The sequence below is a fragment of the Nocardia sp. CDC153 genome, assembly GCF_035818515.1.
Taxonomy (GTDB): Bacteria; Actinomycetota; Actinomycetes; order Mycobacteriales; family Mycobacteriaceae; genus Nocardia.
Genome location: NZ_JAYKYU010000010.1, coordinates 85,135 through 106,979, shown reverse-complemented (window position 1 = coordinate 106,979; position 21,845 = coordinate 85,135). Strand labels below are relative to the sequence as shown.

The 21,845-nt window shown below is 66.3% G+C and carries 21 protein-coding genes, 2 tRNA genes and 1 pseudogene; 16 read left to right on the top strand and 8 right to left on the bottom strand.

Going from position 1 to position 21,845, the window contains the following annotated elements; translation table 11 throughout:
* The first annotated feature begins 2 nt into the window (after positions 1 to 2).
* Complete coding sequence (locus tag VMT65_RS37525; protein ID WP_326313502.1) at positions 3 to 716, top strand: GntR family transcriptional regulator; 714 nt, start codon at positions 3 to 5, stop codon at positions 714 to 716.
* A gap of 139 nt (positions 717 to 855) precedes the next feature.
* On the opposite strand, the gene VMT65_RS37520 is transcribed toward VMT65_RS37525, so the two are convergent.
* Entirely contained in the window at positions 856 to 1,458 is a 603-nt protein-coding gene (locus VMT65_RS37520) for an HAD family hydrolase (RefSeq protein ID WP_326313501.1), read from the bottom strand.
* 65 nt (positions 1,459 to 1,523) lie between these two features.
* A tRNA-Leu gene (locus VMT65_RS37515) sits at positions 1,524 to 1,610 on the bottom strand.
* A gap of 222 nt (positions 1,611 to 1,832) precedes the next feature.
* Between VMT65_RS37515 and VMT65_RS37510 the strand changes: the two genes are divergently transcribed.
* From VMT65_RS37510 to VMT65_RS37485, 6 genes and pseudogenes are all read left to right on the top strand, one after another.
* Positions 1,833 to 2,456, top strand: coding sequence for an ANTAR domain-containing response regulator (locus VMT65_RS37510; RefSeq protein WP_326313500.1), 624 nt, complete (start codon positions 1,833 to 1,835; stop codon positions 2,454 to 2,456).
* A 224-nt stretch (positions 2,457 to 2,680) separates the two neighbouring features.
* Complete coding sequence (locus tag VMT65_RS37505) at positions 2,681 to 3,913, top strand: branched-chain amino acid ABC transporter substrate-binding protein (protein ID WP_326313499.1); 1,233 nt, start codon at positions 2,681 to 2,683, stop codon at positions 3,911 to 3,913.
* Positions 3,914 to 3,991: 78 nt separating this feature from the next.
* On the top strand, positions 3,992 to 5,032 hold the full coding sequence (locus VMT65_RS37500; RefSeq protein ID WP_326313498.1) for a branched-chain amino acid ABC transporter permease: 1,041 nt from the start codon (positions 3,992 to 3,994) through the stop codon (positions 5,030 to 5,032).
* The gene (locus tag VMT65_RS37495; protein ID WP_326313497.1) at positions 5,029 to 6,255 is read left to right on the top strand and encodes a branched-chain amino acid ABC transporter permease; all 1,227 of its coding nucleotides are present in this window, start codon (positions 5,029 to 5,031) and stop codon (positions 6,253 to 6,255) included. Before VMT65_RS37500 ends, VMT65_RS37495 begins: the two co-directional genes overlap by 4 nt.
* 35 nt (positions 6,256 to 6,290) lie before the next feature.
* Positions 6,291 to 7,193, top strand: a pseudogene (locus tag VMT65_RS37490) (ABC transporter ATP-binding protein); the annotation flags it as partial.
* A 78-nt stretch (positions 7,194 to 7,271) separates the two neighbouring features.
* Positions 7,272 to 8,027: an ABC transporter ATP-binding protein gene (locus tag VMT65_RS37485; RefSeq protein ID WP_326313570.1), complete on the top strand. Its 756-nt coding sequence runs from the start codon at positions 7,272 to 7,274 to the stop codon at positions 8,025 to 8,027.
* Positions 8,028 to 8,091: 64 nt separating this feature from the next.
* Here VMT65_RS37485 and VMT65_RS37480 read toward each other — a convergent pair.
* Positions 8,092 to 8,164 (bottom strand) — tRNA-Trp (locus VMT65_RS37480).
* Positions 8,165 to 8,286: 122 nt separating this feature from the next.
* On the opposite strand from VMT65_RS37480, the gene polA reads away from it, so the two are divergent.
* The 3 genes from polA to VMT65_RS37465 all read left to right on the top strand — a co-directional run bounded on the left by polA (position 8,287) and on the right by VMT65_RS37465 (position 12,454).
* Entirely contained in the window at positions 8,287 to 11,022 is a 2,736-nt protein-coding gene (polA, locus tag VMT65_RS37475) for a DNA polymerase I (RefSeq protein ID WP_326313496.1), read from the top strand.
* Between the two features lie 4 nt (positions 11,023 to 11,026).
* On the top strand, positions 11,027 to 11,575 hold the full coding sequence (locus tag VMT65_RS37470; RefSeq protein ID WP_326313495.1) for a hypothetical protein: 549 nt from the start codon (positions 11,027 to 11,029) through the stop codon (positions 11,573 to 11,575).
* A gap of 447 nt (positions 11,576 to 12,022) precedes the next feature.
* Positions 12,023 to 12,454, top strand: coding sequence for a 2-keto-3-deoxygluconate kinase (locus VMT65_RS37465; protein ID WP_326313494.1), 432 nt, complete (start codon positions 12,023 to 12,025; stop codon positions 12,452 to 12,454).
* A gap of 70 nt (positions 12,455 to 12,524) precedes the next feature.
* Here VMT65_RS37465 and trxA read toward each other — a convergent pair whose 3' ends face one another.
* Both trxA and VMT65_RS37455 read right to left on the bottom strand, forming a co-directional pair.
* Positions 12,525 to 12,890, bottom strand: a complete 366-nt coding sequence (gene trxA / locus VMT65_RS37460; protein WP_326313493.1) for a thioredoxin — start codon at positions 12,888 to 12,890, stop codon at positions 12,525 to 12,527.
* Positions 12,891 to 12,968: 78 nt separating this feature from the next.
* Entirely contained in the window at positions 12,969 to 13,475 is a 507-nt protein-coding gene (locus VMT65_RS37455) for a 2'-5' RNA ligase family protein (protein ID WP_326313492.1), read from the bottom strand.
* Between the two features lie 81 nt (positions 13,476 to 13,556).
* Here VMT65_RS37455 and VMT65_RS37450 point away from each other — a divergent pair, with 81 nt between their 5' ends.
* From VMT65_RS37450 to VMT65_RS37435, 4 genes are all read left to right on the top strand, one after another.
* Entirely contained in the window at positions 13,557 to 14,651 is a 1,095-nt protein-coding gene (locus VMT65_RS37450; RefSeq protein WP_442790391.1) for an isocitrate/isopropylmalate dehydrogenase family protein, read from the top strand.
* A 173-nt stretch (positions 14,652 to 14,824) separates the two neighbouring features.
* Positions 14,825 to 15,736, top strand: coding sequence for an ABC transporter substrate-binding protein (locus tag VMT65_RS37445; protein WP_326313490.1), 912 nt, complete (start codon positions 14,825 to 14,827; stop codon positions 15,734 to 15,736).
* 6 nt (positions 15,737 to 15,742) lie between these two features.
* Positions 15,743 to 16,684 carry an amino acid ABC transporter permease gene (locus VMT65_RS37440; protein ID WP_326313489.1) on the top strand — a complete coding sequence of 314 codons (942 nt, stop codon included), beginning with the start codon at positions 15,743 to 15,745 and terminating at the stop codon, positions 16,682 to 16,684.
* 93 nt (positions 16,685 to 16,777) lie between these two features.
* Positions 16,778 to 17,530, top strand: a complete 753-nt coding sequence (locus VMT65_RS37435) for an amino acid ABC transporter ATP-binding protein (RefSeq protein ID WP_326313569.1) — start codon at positions 16,778 to 16,780, stop codon at positions 17,528 to 17,530.
* 73 nt (positions 17,531 to 17,603) lie between these two features.
* Here the strand turns inward: VMT65_RS37435 and VMT65_RS37430 are convergent, their stop codons facing one another.
* Together VMT65_RS37430 and VMT65_RS37425 are read right to left on the bottom strand one after the other, a co-directional pair.
* Positions 17,604 to 18,446 (bottom strand): alpha/beta fold hydrolase, encoded by an 843-nt coding sequence (locus tag VMT65_RS37430; RefSeq protein WP_326313488.1) that lies wholly within the window; start codon positions 18,444 to 18,446, stop codon positions 17,604 to 17,606.
* Positions 18,443 to 18,874 carry a helix-turn-helix domain-containing protein gene (locus tag VMT65_RS37425; protein WP_326313487.1) on the bottom strand — a complete coding sequence of 144 codons (432 nt, stop codon included), beginning with the start codon at positions 18,872 to 18,874 and terminating at the stop codon, positions 18,443 to 18,445. The genes VMT65_RS37430 and VMT65_RS37425 overlap by 4 nt, the downstream gene beginning before the upstream one ends.
* Positions 18,875 to 19,010: 136 nt before the next feature.
* Here VMT65_RS37425 and VMT65_RS37420 point away from each other — a divergent pair, with 136 nt between their 5' ends.
* A complete protein-coding gene (locus VMT65_RS37420) occupies positions 19,011 to 19,469 on the top strand; it encodes a DUF4383 domain-containing protein (RefSeq protein WP_326313486.1) in 459 nt (152 codons plus the stop codon).
* On the opposite strand, the gene VMT65_RS37415 is transcribed toward VMT65_RS37420, so the two are convergent.
* On the bottom strand, positions 19,424 to 20,377 hold the full coding sequence (locus VMT65_RS37415) for a LysR family transcriptional regulator (RefSeq protein ID WP_326313485.1): 954 nt from the start codon (positions 20,375 to 20,377) through the stop codon (positions 19,424 to 19,426). The genes VMT65_RS37420 and VMT65_RS37415 overlap by 46 nt on opposite strands.
* Before the next feature lie 71 nt (positions 20,378 to 20,448).
* On the opposite strand from VMT65_RS37415, the gene VMT65_RS37410 reads away from it, so the two are divergent.
* A complete protein-coding gene (locus VMT65_RS37410) occupies positions 20,449 to 21,807 on the top strand; it encodes an FAD-binding oxidoreductase (protein WP_326313484.1) in 1,359 nt (452 codons plus the stop codon).
* Positions 21,808 to 21,845: the final 38 nt, after the last annotated feature.

Genomic DNA, 21,845 nt, shown 5'->3' with positions numbered 1-21,845 from the left:
CGATGACGTCGGCGAACGCCGCAACCGTCGAGCCGTACGCGGCACTGGCCGTCCACCGCGACACCCTCGATCGCGCCAGCCGCAGCGCCCAGGTGGCCACGATCATCCGCAACAACATCCTGGCCGGCCACTTCCGCCCCGGCGCGCGCCTGTCCGAACCGGATATCTGTGAGGCACTGAAGGTTTCACGCAACACCGTGCGCGAGGCCTTCCGAACCCTCATCGAGGAGCGCCTGGTCACCCACGAACTGAACCGCGGCGTCTTCGTCCGCGTCCCCGCCATCACCGACATCGCCGAGGTCTACAAATGCCGCCGCATCGTCGAATGCGCGGCGTTGCGCGATTACCCCCGAACCACCCCCGACCTCACCGAGGTCGCGGCGGCCCTCGAATGCGCCGACCGCTACGCCGCCGAAAACGACTGGGCAGGCGTAGGAACCGCCGATGTCGACTTCCACCGAGCCATCACCGCCCTCAACAACAGCAGTCTGCTCGACTCCCTCATGGCAGGCGTCTGGAACGAACTCCGCCTAATCTTCCACGTAGTAGAAGACGCCAACGCCTTCCACCTCCCCTACCTCCACCGCAACCACGAAATCCTCACCACCCTCACCCGCGGCGACTCCACCACCGCCGCCACCATGCTCGCCGACTACCTGGCCGACGCCGAATCCCAAATCCGCACCGCCTACACCCGCATCACCACCCCGCAATAACCGCCGGCACCCGTGTCTGCCGATGGGCCAATCCCTGCACAAATCGCTGTGGGAGGGCAGGTTTCTGCCAATTTTGGTGCCTTGGTGCAGGTTTAGGCCCATGATCAACTTCGGGCGACCGTAGTAGTGGTGATGTGCTCTAGGTCAACAGTGTGTCAAGCGTGGAGATGGTTCTTGTATTGCTCTCGTGAAGGATCGCGGTGATGCCCACCGACTTTGCTCCGGTCACTGCAATCTCGGAGTCGTCGACGAATACCGTCTCGTGGGGATCGATACCGAGTCGTCTACACGCGAGAAGGTAGATTTCTGGATCCGGCTTGGCGATCCCAACCTCGTGGGAGTACACGATGTCATCGACGAGATCCTCGAAACCATAAGCGGCACTTTCCCGTTGACGGGCCCCGACGAAGCTGTTGCTCAACAGGCCGGTTCGGAAACGAGGTCGCAACCGGGCCAGGTAGTCGATGAGTTCGGTGTTCGCGACTCCGAGGTACTGCCCCCACATATCCGCGATCACCGCATCCGCGATCTGCTGATCAACCGAAAGTCCGGTGCGGATCGCCTCCCGCACTTGGGATTCGGTGACGACGCCGAGCTCACCCAGTGGCCAGATCTCGACCAGTTCCGGTCCGACGTCGTCGAGCGTCAACCCCAGTCGCCCCAGCCAGTCCCCGAGAAACGTCATTTCCGAGGTCACCTCGAGAACTCCGCCAATGTCGAAAACGACCGCCCGCACCCCCATGTACGCCAGCCTACGGACGTACGAAAACGGGCGGTTCCGGCAATCACCGAAACCGCCCTCTCATCTGGTGCCGAGTGTGGGACTCGAACCCACACGTCCTTCCGGACAACGGTTTTTGAGACCGTCGCGTCTGCCAGTTCCGCCAACCCGGCGCACCGGGGAGAAATGATAGCGGGTGGGTGGGGGAAGTCCCTAATCGAGGGGGTGGGGGGATGACATGGTTGTGATACTGGTCGGTTTGCGCTGGGTACGTGGGTTGTGGGGGCGGGGCGACGGTACTCTTTGGGGTACTCGGTGCGTGCTGGGCCTGCGAGGGTGGCGCGGGACGAGGTGGCATCGGGTAATCGGTATTCGGAAGCGACAGGGGTTCATCTATGGGAACGACAGCAGGGGGCGGTTCGAAGAAGGATGCCGCGGCGAACGCCCCCAAGCGGGTGGTGGTTGCCGAGGACGAGGCGCTCATCCGGATGGACCTGGTGGAGATGCTCTCGGAGGAGGGCTATCACGTGGTGGGTGAGGCGGGCGACGGCCAGCAGGCCGTGGATCTCGCCGAGGAGTTGCGGCCCGACCTGGTGATCATGGACGTGAAGATGCCGCGCCGAGACGGTATCGACGCCGCGGCCGAGATCGCGTCGAAACGCGTTGCGCCGGTGGTCATCCTGACCGCCTTCAGCCAGCGCGACCTGGTCGAGCGGGCACGCGACGCGGGGGCGATGGCGTACCTGGTGAAGCCGTTCACCAAGTCGGATCTGGTGCCGGCCATCGAATTGGCCGCGTCCCGGTTCCACGAGATCGCGGCGCTCGAGAGCGAAGTCGCGAATCTGACCGACCGGCTCGAGACCCGCAAGTTGGTCGAACGCGCCAAGGGTGTGCTGATGCAGACCCAGGGTCTATCGGAGCCGCAGGCGTTCAAGTGGATTCAGCGCACGGCCATGGACCGTCGCACCACCATGAAGGCCGTCGCGGAAGTGGTGCTGGAGAACCTCGCGCCGAAGTAAGGCATTTGCCGCGTCTTAGCCCTGCCGTTGCCGAAAATCAACTGTAAAAGTTTACAGTGCGGTAACAGCAGGGCCTTTTCGTTTGTTGCGATGTCACATGGATGATTCGAATGTGATGCGGAGCTAACCTGGCAGGGCTATGTTCTGGTTCGGGCCGATCGATGGGGCGGCCCTCCTCGATCACTCGGGGAGCACAGAACATGAGGTGAATCGTGCTTGGTTCAATGACGCGCACGTCTTCGCTGCGACGCAGTCGCACAGCGCGAGCGGTGGTCATCGGCGCGGCGGCGGTACTGGCTTTGGCTTCTGCCGGATGTAGCAGCAAATCGACGGACAACTCCGGCGGGGGCGGGTCGAATCTGACCATCCAGCCGCTGGTTCAGGTGGATGCACAGGGCAAGGAGGTTCCGGCCAAGGACACCTCCGCGGCCGCGGACCCGGCCGGTGACGGCAAGGGCAAGTGCGCCCCGCAGACCATCGCGATGGCGGGCCCGCTGACCGGCGACAACGCCAACCTCGGCCTGAACATCATCCGCGGTGTGAAGCTGGCGCTGGACCAGCACAACAAGGCCAACCCGGGCTGCCAGGTCCAGGTCAAGGAATTCGACACCGAGGGCGACCCGCAGAAGGCCACCCAGGTCATTCCGACCATCGTCAGCGATCCGTCCATCGTCGCCCTGATCGGCCCCACCTTCTCCGGTGAGACCAAGGCGACCGGCGCGATCCTCAACCAGGCCAACCTGCTGTCGCTGACGCCGTCGGCCACCAACGTCACCCTGACCACCAATGGCTGGGGCAACTTCTTCCGCGGCCTGGGCAATGACGGCATCCAGGGCCCGGCCGTCGCCGGATACCTCAAGGGCACCGGCAAGTTCAAGAAGATCTGCGTCATCGCCGACGACTCCGATTACGGCACCGGCCTGGCCAAGACCGTGACCGAGGGCCTGGGCTCGATCGCCGACCCGAGCTGCGCGGCCAACGTCAAGGCGAAGGACAAGGACTTCTCCGCCACCGTCTCCAAGATGGCCTCGGCCAAGCCGGACGGCATCTTCTACGCGGGCTACTACGCCGAGGCCTCGCCGCTGGTCAGCCAGCTGCGCAATGGCGGCGTGACCGCGACCTTCATCTCCGATGACGGCACCAAGGACGTCGAGTTCGTCAAGCAGGCGGGCAACGCCTCCAAGGACGCGCTGCTGTCGTGCCCGTGTGGTCCGGCCTCGGACAAGTTCGCCGCCGCCTACAAGGCGTTCAACAACTACGACCCGGGCACCTACTCGACCGAGGGTTACGACCTGACCACGATCGTCCTCAAGGGCATCGAGTCCGGCAAGACCACCCGCCCCGACCTCGTCGACTTCGTGAAGAACTACGACGGCCAGGGTCTGGCGCGCGAGTACAAGTGGGGTCCCACCGGTGAATTGGCGAACGCGCTGATCTGGATGTACCAGGTCAAGTAGCGCACACGATATTCGGAACAGCGGGTGCCGAGCACGGTTTCGGCACCCGCTGTTTCCTTAGGACGGCGAAAGTAACGAATGTCTGCACCCGCTCTGGCCGATGTGACACTGTTGGCGAGCAGTTCCATCGATTTCAATGTCTCCGGTGTCGTCGACCAATTCTGGCGGCTCACCGTGGAGGGCCTGACCTACGGTTCGATCTACGCCCTGGTCGCGGTCGGCTACACACTGGTCTACGGTGTGTTGCGCCTGATCAATTTCGCCCACTCGGAAGTATTCATGCTGGGCATGTTCGGCCAGCTGGTCGGTCTGATGGTCTTCGGATTCGCGGCCAGCGGTGACGTGTACTCCCAGGGTGTCGGGCTCACCGTCATCTATCTGGCGGCGGCCATGGTCTTCGGCATGCTGGTCTCCGGCGCGGCGGCCGTCGGCCTGGAACGCGTCGCGTACCGCCCGCTGCGCAAACGCGGGGCGAAACCCCTGATCTTCCTGATCACCGCGATCGGAATGTCGTTCGTGCTGCAGGAATTCGTGCACTACCTGCTGCCGAAGCTGTCGGGCAACAAGCTCGGCGGCCTCAACGCGCAGCAGCCGATCGTGCTGGTGAAGCCGAGCGAGCAGTTCCAGATCTTCGGGGCCTCGGTCACCAATATCGCGCTGGTGATCATTCTCGCCGCCATCGCGTTGGCGCTCACCACCGAATTGCTCATCAACCGAACGAAATTCGGCCGCAGCATTCGCGCGGTGGCCCAGGACCCGGACACCGCGACGCTGATGGGCGTCTCGCGCGAGCGGGTCATCATGCTGACCTTCCTCATCGGCGGCGTGCTCGCCGGTGCGGCCGCGCTGCTCTACACGCTGAAGATCCCCAACGGCATCATCTACAACGGCGGATTCATCCTGGGTATCAAGGCCTTCAGCGCCGCGGTACTCGGCGGCATCGGCAACCTGCGCGGCGCGCTGCTGGGCGGGCTGCTGCTGGGGCTGGCCGAGGACTACGGGCAGATCCTGTTCGGCACGCAGTGGCGTGATGTTGTTGCCTTCGTGGTGCTGGTGGCCGTGCTGATGATTCGCCCGACCGGCATTCTGGGCGAGAGCCTGGGGAGGGCGCGGGCATGACGAACACGAAAACCGCTCCCGCGCCGGAGGATTCGGCCTCCGGACACGGTGTGGGTGATGCCATTCGCGGCTGGTGGGGTGGCCTGTCGCGACCGGCGCAGTGGGCGGTCGGGGTGCCGATCATCCTGGTGCTGGCCATCATTCCGCTCTACCCGCCGCCGCTGCTGAACACCCCCGGGACCAGTTTCGGCGGCGTGATGGCGCAGTTCGCCATGTACGCGCTCATTGCCATCGGCCTGAATGTCGTTGTGGGACAGGCGGGTCTGCTGGACCTCGGCTACGTCGGCTTCTACGCGGTCGGCGCGTACACGGTCGGCCTGCTGACCAGTCCGAACAGCCCGTGGAATCAGACCGGCGGCTGGCTCGGCACCAAATGGGCGTGGCTGCTGTGCGTGCCGATCGCCATTCTGGCGACCGCGATCTCCGGGCTCATCCTGGGCACGCCGACCCTGCGATTGCGCGGCGACTACCTGGCCATCGTGACGCTCGGCTTCGGTGAGATCGTGCGCCTGCTGGCCGACAACCTGCCCGACATCACCAATGGCAGCCTGGGTCTGTCCCGCATTCAGTATCCGCACCTCGGCGAGTCCGACAGCCATCCCGGCGGCTACTTCTCCTCCGGCAATCTGGGCGACAAGCACAGCTGGAATCCGTTGGACCACGCCAACTCCGGCACCTGGTGGTACTGGCTGGGCATCGTGCTGGTGGTCATCGTGCTCATCTTCGTCGGCAATCTCGAGCGCAGCCGGGTGGGCCGCGCCTGGGTCGCCATTCGCGAGGACGAGGACGCCGCCGAGATCATGGGTGTGCCCACCTTCAAGTTCAAGCTGTGGGCGTTCATGATCGGCGCGGGCATCGGCGGCCTGTCCGGCGCGCTGTACGCGGGCCAGGTGCAGTTCATCAACCCGACCGGGTTCAACGTCATCAACTCGATGCTGTTCCTGTGCGCGGTGGTGCTCGGCGGTCAGGGCAACAAGCTCGGCGTGATCGTCGGCGCGTTCCTGATCGTGTACCTGCCCAACCGGCTCATGTCGGTCAATGTGGGCGGACAGTCGCTGGGCGACTACAAGTATCTGTTCTTCGGACTCACGCTGGTGGTGCTGATGATCTTCCGGCCGCAGGGTCTGTTCCCGGCTCGGCAGAAGCTACTCGCCTACGGGCGGCAGGTGTATCGAGCGGTGCGGCGGCCGGTGGCCCCGCAGGCGACGGGAGAGGCGCAGTGACGGGGCCGGGCGACGCGCTCTTCGACAACGAGGACATGGCGGCGGGCTACACCGAGGCTCCCGAGGTCGAGCCCGCCGGTGTGCTGGACGTGACCGAAGTCCTTCCGGTGCTCGCCGATTCGGACGCGGTCGCGGAAATCGCCGCACCGCATCGGGAGATCCAGACCGCCGTCGGCGCGCCCCTGCTGCGCACCGACGGGCTCACGGTGAAGTTCGGCGGCCTCACCGCGCTGGACAATGTGAGCTTCGAGATCCGCCGCGGCGAGATCCTCGGACTCATCGGACCCAATGGCGCGGGCAAGACGACCTGCTTCAACGCCATCTCCGGCGTGTACCGGCCCTCGGGTGGCACGGTCTACTTCGACGGCAAGCCGTTGACCAAGACCAAGCGCAACGAGATCACCCGCCTCGGCATCGCGCGCACGTTCCAGAACATCCGGCTCTTCAGCGAGATGACGGCGCTGGAGAACGTGGTGGTCGGCGCGGACGCGCGGCACAAGACCTCGGTGCCGGGCGCGGTGTTCCGCACGCCGCGGCATCGCGGTGAGGAGCGCGAGGCGCTCGAAAGAGCCATGGCGCTGCTGGAATTCGTCGGCATCGCGCCGCACGCGGTGGAGAAGGCGCGCAATCTGTCCTATGGCGATCAGCGTCGGCTGGAGATCGCGCGCGCGTTGGCGACCGAGCCGAAACTGCTGTGCCTGGACGAGCCCGCCGCGGGTTTCAACCCGAGCGAGAAGTCCGCGCTCATGGATCTGATTCGCAAGATCCGCGACGACGGGTACACGGTGCTGCTCATCGAGCACGATATGCGGCTGGTCATGGGCGTGACCGACCGGATCGTGGTGCTGGAGTTCGGCCGCAAGATCGCCGACGGACTGCCCGAGCAGATCCGCCAGGATCCCTCGGTGATCAACGCCTACCTGGGTGTGCCCGACGAGGCCGACGCCGAGACGGCCGCCGATGCCGCCGAGGCGGAAAGCGTTGGCGGCGAACCCGTTCCGGATCTGGCCAAGCGCATGCCGGCATCGGAGAAGTCCGAGATCGCGGCCGGTGACACGCTGTTGAGCGTCGAGGACATGGTCGTCAACTACGGCAGAATCCAAGCCCTGCACGGCATTTCGCTCAATGTCGGCCAGGGGGAGCTGGTCACCCTGCTGGGCGCGAACGGCGCGGGCAAGACCACCACCATGCGCGCCCTGTCCGGCCTGCTGCCGCTCACCCGCGGCCGCATCATGTTCCAGGGCCAGGACATCACCCGCATGAAGGCGCACGAGCGGGTCGTGGCGGGCCTGATTCAGGCTCCGGAGGGTCGCGGTGTGTTCCCGGGCATGACGGTCCAGGAAAACCTCGATATGGGCTGCCACGCAAGGCCGTTCAAGTCCAAGGCCGAGTACGGGCAGACCTTGGACTGGGTCTTCGAACTGTTCCCCCGCCTGTTGGAGCGTCGTCGCCAGGTCGGCGGCACCCTCTCCGGCGGTGAGCAGCAGATGCTGGCCATCGGTCGCGCCCTGATGGCCCGTCCCCAGCTGCTGCTGCTGGACGAGCCGTCGATGGGTCTGGCCCCCATGGTGATTCAGCAGATCTTCCGAATCATCGCCGACATCAACGCCCAGGGCACCACGGTCCTGCTGGTCGAACAGAACGCCCAACAGGCGCTGACCCGCAGCCACCGCGCCTACATCCTGGAAACGGGCGATGTCACCAAGACCGGCGACGGTCGTGAACTCCTGCACGACCCCGCCGTGAAGTCCGCCTACTTGGGCGTCGGCTGAATCCGGCCCCCGAGAAAGCATTCGGGCCCGGTCACCTGATGGTGACCGGGCCCGAACGTTCACGCAGGGGCGACAGGAATCGAACCTGCAACCTGCCGCTTTGGAGACGGCTGCTCTGCCAATTGAGCTACACCCCTTTGACGGGTGATCACGCTACCAGGTAGCCGGTCCCGGATGAAATCGTTTATTCGACCTGGGGCGACGGGCCGAGTCCGCCCGATGCGCACGGATGTCGGTGGGGATACCTAGACTCTCTCGGGTGACCCCTGCCTCTACTGATCAGCGTCCTGCCGTCGTGTCCGCAGCCAGCTCCGGGGAGCAGCCGACGCTGCTGTTGCTGGATGGACATTCGCTGGCCTATCGCGCGTTCTTCGCGCTGCCCGCGGAGAACTTCAAGACGCAGAGCGGGCAGACCACGAACGCCGTGTACGGATTCACGGCGATGCTGATCAACCTGTTGCGCGACGAGAAGCCGACGCATGTGGCGGCGGCGTTCGATGTGAGCCGCAAGACGTTCCGGACCGAGGCGTATCCGGAGTACAAGGCGAATCGGTCGACCACGCCCGACGAGTTCAAGGGGCAGGTGGAGACCACCCAGGAAGTGCTGGGGGCGCTGGGGATTCCGGTCATGGCCATCGAGGGGTACGAGGCGGACGACATCATCGCCACCCTCACCACGCAGGCCGTGCCGCAGGGGTTCAAGGTCCTGATCGTGACGGGTGACCGGGACTCGCTGCAGCTGGTCAACGACGACGTCACCGTGCTCTACCCGAAGAAGGGCGTCTCCGAGCTGACCCGGTTCACCCCCGCGGCGGTGGAGGAGAAGTACGGGCTGACCCCGGCGCAGTATCCGGACTTCGCGGCCCTGCGCGGCGACCCGAGCGACAATCTGCCGGGCATTCCGGGCGTGGGGGAGAAGACCGCGGCCAAGTGGGTGCGCGAGTACGGGGATCTGAACACGCTGGTCGACCAGGTGGACAAGGTCAAGGGCAAGGTGGGAGACGCGTTGCGCGCCAACCTGTCCGCCGTGGTGCTCAACCGGCAGCTCACCGAGATGGTCAAGGATGTGGCGCTGCCGTACACGCCGGATCAGCTGGCCATGCAGCCGTGGGATCGGGACAAGATCCACCGGCTGTTCGACGAGCTGGAGTTCCGGGTGCTGCGCGACCGGCTCTTCGACACCCTCGCGCCCGTCGAGCCCGAGGCCGAGTCCGGCTTCGAGATCAGCGGTAGCGCCCTGGCCGCCGGAACCGTCGCCGACTGGCTGGCCCAGCACGCCAAAGCCGGTGCGCGGCACGGTGTTTCGGTGGTCGGCAATGGCTCGCCGGTGCATGGTGACACCCAGGCCATCGCCTTGGCCGCCGCCGATGGCGAGGGCGCGTACATCGACGTGCACACGCTGACCCCCGAGGACGAGAAGGCGCTGGGCGGCTGGCTCGCCGATTCGGAGACCCCGAAGGCGTTGCACGAGGCCAAGACCGCCATGCACGCGCTGCGCGGGCGCGGCTGGCAGCTGGGCGGGCTCAGCACCGACACCGCGCTGGCCGCCTATCTGATCCTGCCGGGCCAGCGCACCTTCAACCTCGAGGATCTGTCGCTGCGCTACCTGAGCCGGGAACTGCGCGTCGACAATGGCGGGGAGACCCAGCTGTCGCTGCTCGATGACGAGGAGCAGGTGGACGCCGAGGTCGCCAATGCCCAAATGCTGCGCGCCCGTGCGGTTTCCGACCTCGCCGACGCCTTCGACGCCGAGCTCGAGCGCATCGAGTCGACGGCGCTGCTCGGTGACATGGAATTGCCGTTGCTCGGTGTGCTGGCCGATCTGGAGGCCGCGGGCATCGCGGTGGATTCGTCGCAGCTCGAGGAGTTGCAGCGTGAATTCGCCGACCGTGTCGCCGAGGCTGCGAACGCCGCCTACGAGGTGATCGGCAAGCAGATCAACCTGGGTTCGCCCAAGCAGCTGCAGGTGGTGCTGTTCGACGAGCTCGACATGCCCAAGACCAAGCGCACCAAGACCGGCTACACCACCGATGCCGATGCGCTGGAAGGGCTTTACGAGAAGACCCAGCACCCGTTCCTGCAGCACCTGCTCGAGCACCGCGACGCGACCCGCCTGAAGGTGACCGTCGACGGTCTGCTCAAGTCGGTCGCCGACGACGGCCGCATCCACACCACCTTCAACCAGACGGTGGCGGCGACCGGACGCCTGTCCTCGACCGAGCCCAACCTGCAGAACATTCCGATCCGCACGGATATGGGCCGCCGCATTCGCGACACCTTCGTGGTGGGCCCCGGCTACGAGTCGCTCATGACCGCGGACTACAGCCAGATCGAAATGCGCATCATGGCCCACCTGTCCAAGGACGAGGGTCTGATCGAGGCCTTCAACTCCGGCGAGGACCTGCACAACTTCGTCGCCTCCAAGGCCTTCGACATCCCGATCTCCGAGGTGGATCCGGAGCTGCGCCGCCGCATCAAGGCCATGTCCTACGGCCTGGCCTACGGTCTGTCCGCCTACGGCCTGTCCCAGCAGCTGAAGATCAGCGCCGACGAGGCCAAGGTCCAGATGGACGTCTACTTCAACCGTTTCGGCGCGATCCGCGACTACCTGCGCGACGCGGTCGAGCAGGCCCGCAAGGTCGGCTACACCGAAACCCTCTTCGGCCGCCGCCGCTACCTGCCCGACCTGGACTCCTCCAACCGTCAGCGTCGCGAGGCCGCCGAGCGCATGGCACTCAACGCCCCCATCCAGGGCACCGCCGCCGACATCATCAAGGTCGCCATGATCGACACCCAGAAGGCGATCCGCGAGGCGGGCCTCAAATCCCGCATGCTCCTGCAGATCCACGACGAACTCGTCTTCGAGGTAGCCCCCGGCGAACGCGAGCAGCTGGAATCCCTTGCCCGCGAACACATGTCCAACGCCATCGACCTCTCCGTCCCCCTCGAGGTCTCCGTCGGCGTAGGCCGCTCCTGGGACGCCGCCGCCCACTGACCCGATGCCCGCGCCCGGCGGCGATCAGGCCGACTCCAGCACGCCACCCGAGTGGTGCCTGATCGCCACCATGCGCTCCTACCCATACAGTCCGACCGGACCGAAAGCGAAGTTCCGCGGTCACGGTCGTTTCCCGGCCGGTGCGAAGCTGTATGTCATCGGCGGATTCGCGGGTACGGGCTATGAGACCGTCACGGTCGTGGGCTACGGCCGCCACCGTCGGAGCCCGATCACCGTGCACCTGCCCGCGAAATACCTGCGCGACTGGCGGGTCGCCCTCGTCTATCGCCCGGCGGTGCTGCGGGCCATTCGTAACGCGGCGCCACGAGAACCGGCCAGTGTCGATCGCTGGAATCATGACGGCTGGGCGGTCGATTCGGACGAGTACCGCGACCATCTGACCGGCATAGCGGCCGGTTTCGAACGGTGGCTCAGCGGGTCGACGGAACCTTCGGTGAGCCCGGACGAGGCCGAAAGTGATCCGGCCGGGCTCGAATTCGAGGAACCCGTCGGATTTGTCCGCCGGTGGCTGCGGCGGTTGACTCGCCGCTAGTGGGCTATCCGTCCGACCGTGACAGCGAGGTCGGATGCCCTGTCCGATGGGTCGGAAATGGCAATTTCATGGAGCGGTCGATCGTTGGTCCGATGGTGTTTGCCCATTGCGGCATCGAGGGGTGGTAGGGCCCCGTCACATGTCGGGTGACCTGCGACAAAGTTACTCGTGGGTCGATTGCGAATATGGTTGCCATTGCGTGGGTCTGCCCTTATGCTCGACCCCGTGCCGAATCCCGCCTACAGCCGCAGCGCAGTGCTCGACGTCGCCGACCGCGACCGCGCCGCGCTCATTTCGCTTACCGCGAATGCCGCTGTCGCGCGCGTACTCGTAGTTCTCCGCCGTAGCGGGGTCTGATTCGGACCGGCCCCTCGCTGCGGCCGATGAACTTCTTTTGCTGGTCCCCTCTGTCACTTTCTTCGGAAGAAGTCGGGAAGACCTAGTTCAATGACTATCACCATCGACACGCCCATGTTCCTTGCCGCTGCCCCCGCGAGCCTGCGGGCCGAATGCACCGGCCTGACGCCCACCGAGTTCCACGACCGGTACTGCGAGCCGACCGGTCCGGTGAAGCTCAGCGATTGGACGCCCATCGGCCACCGCGCCGGGACGGCCACCCTCGAAATCGCCGATCACCTGCGCACCGTCGTGGCGACGGGCAGCCCGGTGGCGGCGCTGACCTCGGCCCTCTACGACGAGGGCTATCCGGTGGAGATCCTGCAGTTCCATCAGCGTCGGACCGCCGACGGGATGGCGACGTTCATCCAGTGCGAGTTCAATGGTCGTCGCGGCTGGGGCGCCGCCCTCGCCGACGATGCCGCCGAGTCGACGATTCGCGCCATGATCGCGGGCATCAACCGCCTCGGCTCGCACTTCTGATTCACCGCTGAAACGCCAAGCGCCGCATCTCTTTTCGGGGGAGATGCGGCGCTGAGGTGTGCGCGGGGTCCTACTTCGCCTGCTGCTCGGCGATCTGCTTGCGGACGTCTTCCATATCGAGCGCCTTCACCTGGGTGACGAGGTCTTCGAGGGCGGCCGGGGGCAGCGCGCCGGGCTGGGCGAAGACGAGGATGCCCTCGCGGAAGGCCATGAGCGTCGGGATGGAGCGAATGTTCGCGGCCGCGGCCAGGCCCTGCTGATCCTCGGTGTCGACCTTGCCGTACACCACGTCGGTGTGCTGCTCGGACGAGGCCTCGAAGGTCGGGGCGAAGCTGCGGCACGGGCCGCACCACGATGCCCAGAAATCGACGAGAACAATGTCGTTTCCGGTGACTACCTCGTCAAAGTTCTGCTCGGTCAGGGTCTGGGTGGCCATGGCTTCCTCTCGTGTGGATGTCCCCGGTAGCAACACCGGGCACTGCGGTTATCTTCCCCCGTGCGGCCGGGCGTGGTGTCAACCCGCTGCCACGGGCCATTCGACGCGCCGATCACCGTCCCACCGCCGAATACCCACCACGGTAGCCCGGAAATCCTTGTCCCAGGCCACGGCATCGAGCGCGGCCTGAAGTTGGCCGGGTCGCAGCCGCCGGGCCAGGGTGACATGTGGGGTCCAGGCGTCGGGCCGCAGATTCGCGGGTATGCCGGGGCAGTCCTCGACTATCCGAAAAATCCTGTGCTGCAAGGCGATCAGCTCGGCGGAGGGCACCACGGCCCGCACCAGAATGGGCGAGCGCGACCCGAACACCAGCAGCCCGCCCAGTCGGACGGTGAAGGGCCGGAAGTCCTGCCGCCCCAACGTCTTGTCCAGTCGCGGCCAGATCTCCGCGGCCACCGCCACCGTGATGTGCGGTCGATGCTCGGCCCCCGGCGCATGCAATCCCAGCTCCCGCAGCACTGCCCACTGCTCCCGCACCGCCGCCTCGGACGTCGAGTCCAGCACCAGCTCCACCGATTGCACCATGGTGTCCCGAACTTACGCCGAGGTCTCGAAACATGCTCGGACGATGCGCCGGGGAGGCGCGATGGGCGAGGTTGCGCGAGGATGACTGCCATGAGCGAGATCGACACGCCACTACGCCTGGGCCTATTGGAAGGCGACGGCATCGGCCCGGAAATCGTGCGCGCTACCCGGGAAGTGGTCGACGACGCGGTCGAGGCGACCGGTCTGTCGCCGGTGCAGTGGGTGCGTTTGCCGCTCGGTCACGAGGCCATCGTGGAGTACGGCAATCCGGTGCCCGAGCAGACCCTGGCGGGACTCGCCGAACTCGACGCCTGGATCATGGGCCCGCACGACAGCGCCTCCTACGCACCGCAACACCGCGTCGGCCTGCCGCCCGCGGGCGCGGTCCGCAAACGCTTCGGCCTCTACGCCAATATCCGTCCGGCCCGCACCATCGAGGGCGTGCGCTCGGTCGCCCCCGCGATGGATCTGCTGATCCTGCGCGAGAACACCGAGGGCCTCTACGCCGACCGCAATATGGCCGCCGGTTCGGGCGAGTTCCAGCCGTCGCGGGACGTGGCCCTGTCCGTCGGCGTGTTCACCCGCGCCGCCATCGAGCGCATCGCGCACCTGGGTTTCGAGATCGCCGCCGAGCGCGGCAAGAAGGTGACGATCGTGCACAAGGCCAATGTGCTGCCGATGACCATGGGCATGTTCCGGGACGTCTGCTACGAGGTCGCTGCGGAGTATCCGGATATCGAGGTTCGCGATGAGCACGTGGACGCCGCGGCCGCGCATCTGGTCCGCGCGCCCGGCGATTACGACGTGATCGTCACCGAGAATCTCTTCGGCGACATCCTCTCGGATCTGGCCGGGGAGCTGAGCGGTTCGCTCGGCATGGCGGCCTCGGTGAACTGTTCGGACACACAGATCATGGCGCAGGCCGTGCACGGCGCGGCCCCGACGCTGGCCGGTCACAACCGCGCGAATCCGGTGGCGCTGTTCAACTCCGCGGCCGGGATGCTGCGCTGGATGGGCCGCACCCAGCGCTACAGCGCCTTGCGCCGAGTCGGCGAGCGCATTGAACACGCAGTTGCGGATACGTTGCGGGCCGGTGTCGCCACGTCCGATTTGGGTGGGCTAGCATCTACCTCCGAATTCACCGAGCAGGTGCGCGCCCGGCTGCACCGCTGGTGAGCGCGCACTTCCGGGACCGGGCGTGTTCGGCCACGCAACGGCGTGTCGCCGATTAATGTTCGGTTACCGACCGACGTGGACGGTGTCACTCGCCTACATTTCACAGTGCCTAGGTGAAAGCAAGGGGCGTGTGTCGTCCGGATGTCGCGCACCCGAACTCGTGGAGGACTGCTGTGTCTGTTCGTAACTCTCTCCGTGGGCGTGCCCTGCGGGCCGCCTGCGTGCTAGCCGGCGGCGCCCTGGTACTGACCGCCGCCTGTAGCAACAACTCGGAGTCGAGCAATCCGACTGTCGCGAAGGTCGACGTCACCAAGGTCGACACCATTGCCGCCAAGGTCCCCGCGGACATCAAGTCCTCCGGCAAGCTCACCGTCGGCGTGAACGTGCCCTACCAGCCGAACGAGTACCGCGACCCGAGCAGCGGCAAGATCGTCGGCTTCGACGTCGACCTGATGGACGCGGTCGCCAAGGTGATGGGCCTGACCGCCGACTACAAGGAAGCCGACTTCGAGAAGATCATCCCGTCCATCGAGGCCGGCACCTTCAATGTCGGCATGTCCTCGTTCACCGACAACAAGGAGCGCGAGGCCACCGCCGACTTCGTCGACTACTTCTCCGCGGGCAGCCAGTGGGCCCAGCAGAAGGGCAAGCCGGTCGACCCGGACAATGCCTGCGGCAAGCGAGTCGCGGTGCAGCGCACCACCGTTCAGGACACCGACGAGATCCCGGCCAAGTCCGCCAAGTGCGTGGCCGCGGGCAAGCCGGAGATCCAGAAGGTCGCCTACGACGAGCAGTCCGCCGCCGCCAACGCGCTGGTGCAGGGTCAGGTCGACGCCATGTCCGCCGACTCCCCGGTGACCGCGTACGCCATCAAGCAGGCCAGCGACAAGATCGAGGCCGCGGGCAAGATCTTCGACTCCGCGCCCTACGGCTGGCCGGTCAAGAAGAGCTCGCCGCTGGCGCCGGTGCTGCAGGAAGCCGTGCAGTACCTGATGGACAATGGCCAGTACAAGAAGATCGCCGAGAACTGGGGTGTCCAGGAGGGCGCGATCACCAAGTCGGTCATCAACGGAGCATCGAGCTAAAACCTTATGTCGCAGGACAACTCCGCAGCTTCGACTGCGACAGTAGCGAACACCGAGCCCGAGCCGATCAAGGCGATTCCGCTGCGTCGACCGGGCCGGTGGATCGCCGCCGCGATCATTCTCATCGCCCTGGGCCTGTTCCTGTGGGGTGCGAAGACGAATGACGCGTACCACTGGGACACCTACTTCAAGTACCTGGGCGACAAGCGAATCGCCAAGGGCGCGTTGGTGACCCTGGAACTGACCGTGCTGGCCATGCTGATCGGCGTGGTGCTGGGCGTGGTGCTGGCCGTCATGCGGCTCTCGCCGAATCCGGTGCTGCGCTCGGTGGCCTGGGTGTACCTGTGGATCTTCCGCGGGACGCCGGTCTATGTGCAGCTGGTGTTCTGGGGCCTGTTCCCGTCGCTGTACAAGACCATCACCGTCGGTGTGCCGTTCGGGCCGTCGTTCACGCACTTCGATGTGCAGCACTGGTCCGCGCCGTTCTTCTTCGCCATGATCGGCCTGGGTCTCAACGAGGCCGCCTACATGGCCGAAATCGTCCGCGCCGGAATCAATTCCGTGGGCGAGGGGCAGCGCGAGGCGTCGGTGGCGCTGGGCATGTCGTGGTCGCAGACCATGACCCGCACGGTGCTGCCGCAGGCCATGCGGGTGATCATCCCGCCGACCGGCAACGAGCTCATCTCCATGCTGAAGACCACCTCGCTGGTGACGGCCATTCCGCTCACCACCGACCTCTACGGCCGGGCCCGCGACATCTACAGCATCAACTTCCAACCGATCCCGCTGCTGCTGGTGGCGGCCACCTGGTACCTGCTCATCACCAGCGTGCTCATGATCGGCCAGTACTACCTCGAGCGGTACTACGCGCGCGGTTCGTCGCGGCAGCTGACGGCAAAGCAGTTGCGCGCCTTGGCCGCAGCGCAGGTCGCCGGCGGAACGGGATAGGTGAACGCAGATATGTCCGAGGACTCGATGTCGTTCTCGAAGGATCCGGTGCCGCTGGTCAAGGACGCGCCGGCGTCGTCGTCGGGCGTGCCGATGGTGCGCGCCGATCGGGTGTGCAAGAGCTTCGGCGCGCTGCAGGTGCTCAAGGGCATCACCCTCGAGGTGAAGCGTGGCGAGGTGCTGTGCCTGATCGGGCCCTCCGGCTCCGGCAAGTCCACCTTCCTGCGCTGCATCAACCACCTGGAGCAGATCAATGCCGGTCGGCTCTACGTCGACGGCGATCTCATGGGATACCGCGAGAAGGGCGACAAGCTCTACGAGATGAGCCCGCGCGACGCCGCCAAGCAGCGTCGCGATATCGGCATGGTGTTCCAGCACTTCAACCTGTTCCCGCACCGCACGGCGCTGGAGAACATCATCGAAGCGCCGACCCAGGTCAAGAAGCTCAAGCGGGCCGACGCGGTGGCTCGCGCGCGCGAGCTGCTGGACCGAGTCGGCTTGTCGGACAAGGCCGATGCCTATCCCGCCCAGCTCTCGGGCGGCCAGCAGCAGCGCGTGGCGATCGCCCGCGCGCTGGCCATGGACCCCAAGCTCATGCTGTTCGACGAGCCGACCTCGGCGCTGGACCCCGAACTGGTCGGCGAAGTGCTCGGCGTCATGCGCGAACTCGCGGCCTCGGGCATGACCATGGTGGTGGTGACCCACGAGATGGGCTTCGCCCGCGAGGTCGCCGACCAGCTGGTGTTCATGGACGGTGGCGTGGTCGTCGAGGCGGGCGACCCCCGCGAGGTCCTCGCCAACCCCCAGCACGACCGGACCAAAGCCTTCCTGTCGCGCATCCTCTAGTCGCACACCACGATCAGGGAGCTCTCCCGGAGGAATTCGTCCGAATTTCCTCGCCGAGAGCTCCCTGATCTTGTTATTTCTGGAGGAAGTGCAGGACCGCGTCGGTCTGGTCGAAGATGGCGTGGCCCACGCCGGGCAGGACGCGGGTCGTGGCGTCGGGGATGGAACGTTCTGCGCGAGCGGCGGTTTCGGCGGACTTGAACATGCGGTCGTCCGCGCCGACGATCACCAGCACCGGCATCTTCAGGGCGCTCAGCTCGGCGTCGGTGAAGATCGGGAGCTTGCCCATGCGCGGGTTGAAGTGGGTGAAGGTCAGCGCCACGTCGTCGAGCACCTCCGTGTGGTCGGTGGCGCTCAGACCGGTGACGATGGCGGCGGTGCGGCGCAGATCGTGATTGCTGAACAGGTGGTCGACCATGTTCCTGAAGATCCAGCCGAACTTCTGCTTGCCGATGCCCGCGGGGCAGTAGAGGACGAGTTTGCCGACCCGATCCGGGCGTCGGATGGCGTAGTCCAGTGCGATCCACCCGCCGAGCGACATGCCGATGAAGGCGGCCGAGCCCGAGATGCCGAGGCCCGCAAGGACATCGTCGAGCCAGTGGGCGAGGGCGTCGGAGCCGAGTTCGGGTCGGGATTCGGCACTGCCGCCGGGTTCGCCGACGATATCGACCGCGTAGACGCGGAAATCCTGTGCCCAGGAGGTGATATCGGCTCGCCAGGTCGCGGAGTTGCCGCCCGAGCCGTGCAGGGCGATCACCGGCGGGGCGTCGGCGGGGCCGGAGGCCACCACGAAGGTGTCGCCCTCGCGGGTCGGGATGTGCAGCTGCTCGGCGGGAACCGGCCACTGCCGCAGCAGTTCTCGGTAGCGGGCTCCGATGGCCTCGCGACCGGCCTCGGACTTGTAGATCGCGTTCACGACGCGAGCACTCCTTCCATGTATTCGAGCAGCCGGGCGGTATCGGCCAGGCCGCCGACGAGAACGACCTTCAGGCGGGCGCGTTCGCGGTCGTAGAAGGTCTGGACCCGCAGGGGTTGGTCATTGGCGAACCGGTTGCCCGCCGTGCCGGTGAGCAGGGTGCTGACGCGGTCGGCGGTGGTCTGGTCCACGGCGTCCACCTCGACGATGCTCGAGACTTCCGAATGCCGTTGCCGGGCAGTCGATTCGCGCAGGCTGTCGGGGGTGGGTCGGCCGGTGAACGCCTCCAGGTCGGTCTGGTTGATGCGGTACTGCTTGCCGATGCGGGTGGCGGGCAGCTTCCCGTCGCGCACATAGCCGCGGACGGTACGCACGTGCAGGCCGAGGCGGTCCGCGACTTCATCGACGGAGTAGAGACGATCGGTCACGAAAACTACCCTAACCTTCCCTATTGGATGACGCAATAGGGAAGGTTAGGGAATATTGCGATAGCACTTACGCTGATCGCCTTTGTCAACTACAGTTTGTAGTAGATATCCGGTCGCACCGTTGGGAGGCGGCGACATGGGAATGACCGCGGTAGCCGAGCATCCGGTCTCATCGACACGATGGAGTTTTCTGCAGTGGGCGGTCCTCGTGGTCGGGGTCGTGCACATCGTCTGGGCCATCGTGGGCTGGGTGGCCGAACCCAGCTTCGCCATGGGTGAACACGCCCCGGCCACACCGGTTCTCGGCATGGACTACAACGGCTGGCACGGGCTCGCGGGCCTGCTGCTCTTCGCACCCGCGCTCATCGCCGCGCTGCGCAAGCGGTGGGCTGCCTGGTACTGCGTGATCGCCGGTGTGGGGGGCGGATTCATCGTCGGCGTGTGGGCGCTGTTCGCGCATCACGTGATCGTGTTCAGCTTCCCGCACCACCTCGGCGACGCCATCGAGCACCTGGTGACGGGTGTGCTGTTGCTGGCGCTGATCGGGATTCAGGCGGTGCGCGACGGCGGCCTGCGGGCCGTGTTCGCGGCCTGAGCGTCGCGGGTCGCGTTCTTCCAGCGCGAGAGCGCGATTCGCAGCTGCCCGAGCAGGACCTTCGCCGCCGGGCTCAACGGCCGCTCGGTGTTCCAGGCCAGCACCAGGCGGCCGCGCATGGCCGGATCGATCTCGAGGGTGCGCACACCCAGCTCCGCGGCCTCCTCGGCCGGGATGCGGGGAATGACGGCCACGCCCAGCTCGTGCGCGGCCAGCCGGATGAGCAGCGGGGGAGTAGCCGCCTCGAATGCCACGTCCGGCACGAGACCGGCGGCGGCGCAGGCATTTTCGAGCAATCCGCGCAGCCCGGTGCCGCTCGGCAGGCAGATGAGAGGATGGTCGCACAACTCCGCCAGCGTGATTCGCTCGCCGAAGCCCTCCGCGGTGAGCGGCACGGCCGCGACAATGGCGCTGTCGTAGACGGTTTCGGTGCCGATGGCGGGATCCAGGTCGCCGGAAATGCTCAGCACGCCGATATCCAGATCGCCGCGGCGCACGGCCGCGTGCATGGCGTCGGAGGTGTCCTCGGTCAGCGAGATGCCGATCTGCGGGTGATCGCGGTGGAAATCGGCCAGTACCTGCGCCATATCGATCTCCTCGAGCGCGCCACCGGCGATCATGCCGACCCGGACGTGCCCGCGCAGCAGGCCGGTGAACTCGTCGACGGTGTGGGTGATGCGCTCGACCTGCTCCAGCGCCGCGCGGGCCAGGGGCAGCACCGCCTCGCCCACCGGGGTGAGGGTGACCGAGCGGCTGGTGCGGTCCAGAAGCGGTTGTCCCAGTTCGCGTTCCAGCTGTCTGATCTGCGCGCTCAGCCCCGGCTGCGCCAAATGCAGGCGGGCGGCCGCGCGGGTGAAATTGGCCTCCTCGGCGACCGTGACGAAGTACCGCAGCTGACGCAGTTCCATAACTGTCGATTCTAGCTACAAGAAAAACTATCTGTTGGAGTTATTGATCAGATCCGGGCAGAGTCGAAGACATGACGAAGACAGCGAAGATCGACATCACCACCACCGGCCCCGTCTTCCAGCCGGGCGACACCGGCTACGACGCCGAGATCGCCGGATTCCAGACCGCCTACACCCACCGGCCGTCCGTGATCGTCGGCGCGGTCCATACCGAGGACGTGCGTGCCGCCGTGGAATACGCGGCACGCCAAGGACTTTCGGTCGCCGTGCAGGCGACCGGGCACGGCCTTTCCGTCGCCACCGACGGCGGGGTGCTCATCACCACCCGCCGCATGACCGATATCCGCATCGACGCCGAGCGCCGGATCGCCCGCGTCGGCGCGGGTGTCCAGGCCGGAGCGCTGATCGACGCGGCGACCGCCCACGGGCTCGCGCCGCTGAACGGCTCCTCGCTGTCGGTCGGCGTGGTCGGCTACCACCTGGGCGGCGGCATCGGCATCCTGGCCCGCGCATTCGGGTACGCCGCGGAGTATGTGCGCGGCATCGAGATCGTCACCGCGGACGGGCGGGTGCGCAGCCTGAAGCCGGGCGACGAGCTGTTCGGCGCGGTGCTGGGCACCGGCGGCAACTTCGGCGTGGTCACCGCGCTGGAACTCGAATTGCTGCCGGTCACCGAGGTTTACGGCGGCCAGCTGCAATTCGACACGCCCCTGGTGGCACCCGCGCTGGAGGCGTGGCGGTTGTGGACGCAGGATCTGCCCGAGCAGATGACCTCGGCCATCACGATGCTGACCATTCCGAACATCCCGCAGGTGCCCGAACACCTGCGCGGCCGCTACACCGCGACCATCAATATCGCCTTCACCGGCTCCGCCGAGGAGGGCGAGCGACTGGTCGCGCCGCTGCGGGCCATCGGCGAGCGCATGGCCGACGACCTGCGGGTCATGCCGTACACCGAAACCCACGGCATCTACCGCGATCCGGATCAGCCGCACCCCTACACCGCGACCAACGCGTTGCTGGCCGAGCTGCCCGCCGACGCCACGGACGCCTTCCTGGAGGCGACCGGCCCGGGGTCGCCGCTGCCGGTCGTCGCCGGATTCCGGCACCTCGGCGGTGCGCTGGGTCGTCCGGGGCCGAACGGGATCTCGATGGATCACCGTGAGGCCGAGTACGTCGCCCGTGTGATCGCCATGCCCGGCCCGGATGCCGACGCCATTCGCACCGGTCTGGTGGGCATTCGAAAGGCGTTGCAGCCCTGGGATATCGGCCACAACCTGAACTTCCTGTACGGCGGTGGCGACATGGCCGATGAGGAGCAGACCCGTCAGGGCTACAGCCCGGCGACCTACGAGCGGCTGGCCGGACTGAAGACCAAGTACGACCCGGCCAACCTGTTCCGCAACAACCGCAATATCCGGCCCCGCTGACAAGACACCCGAGAAAGCACTGTTCAACCGCGACGGCC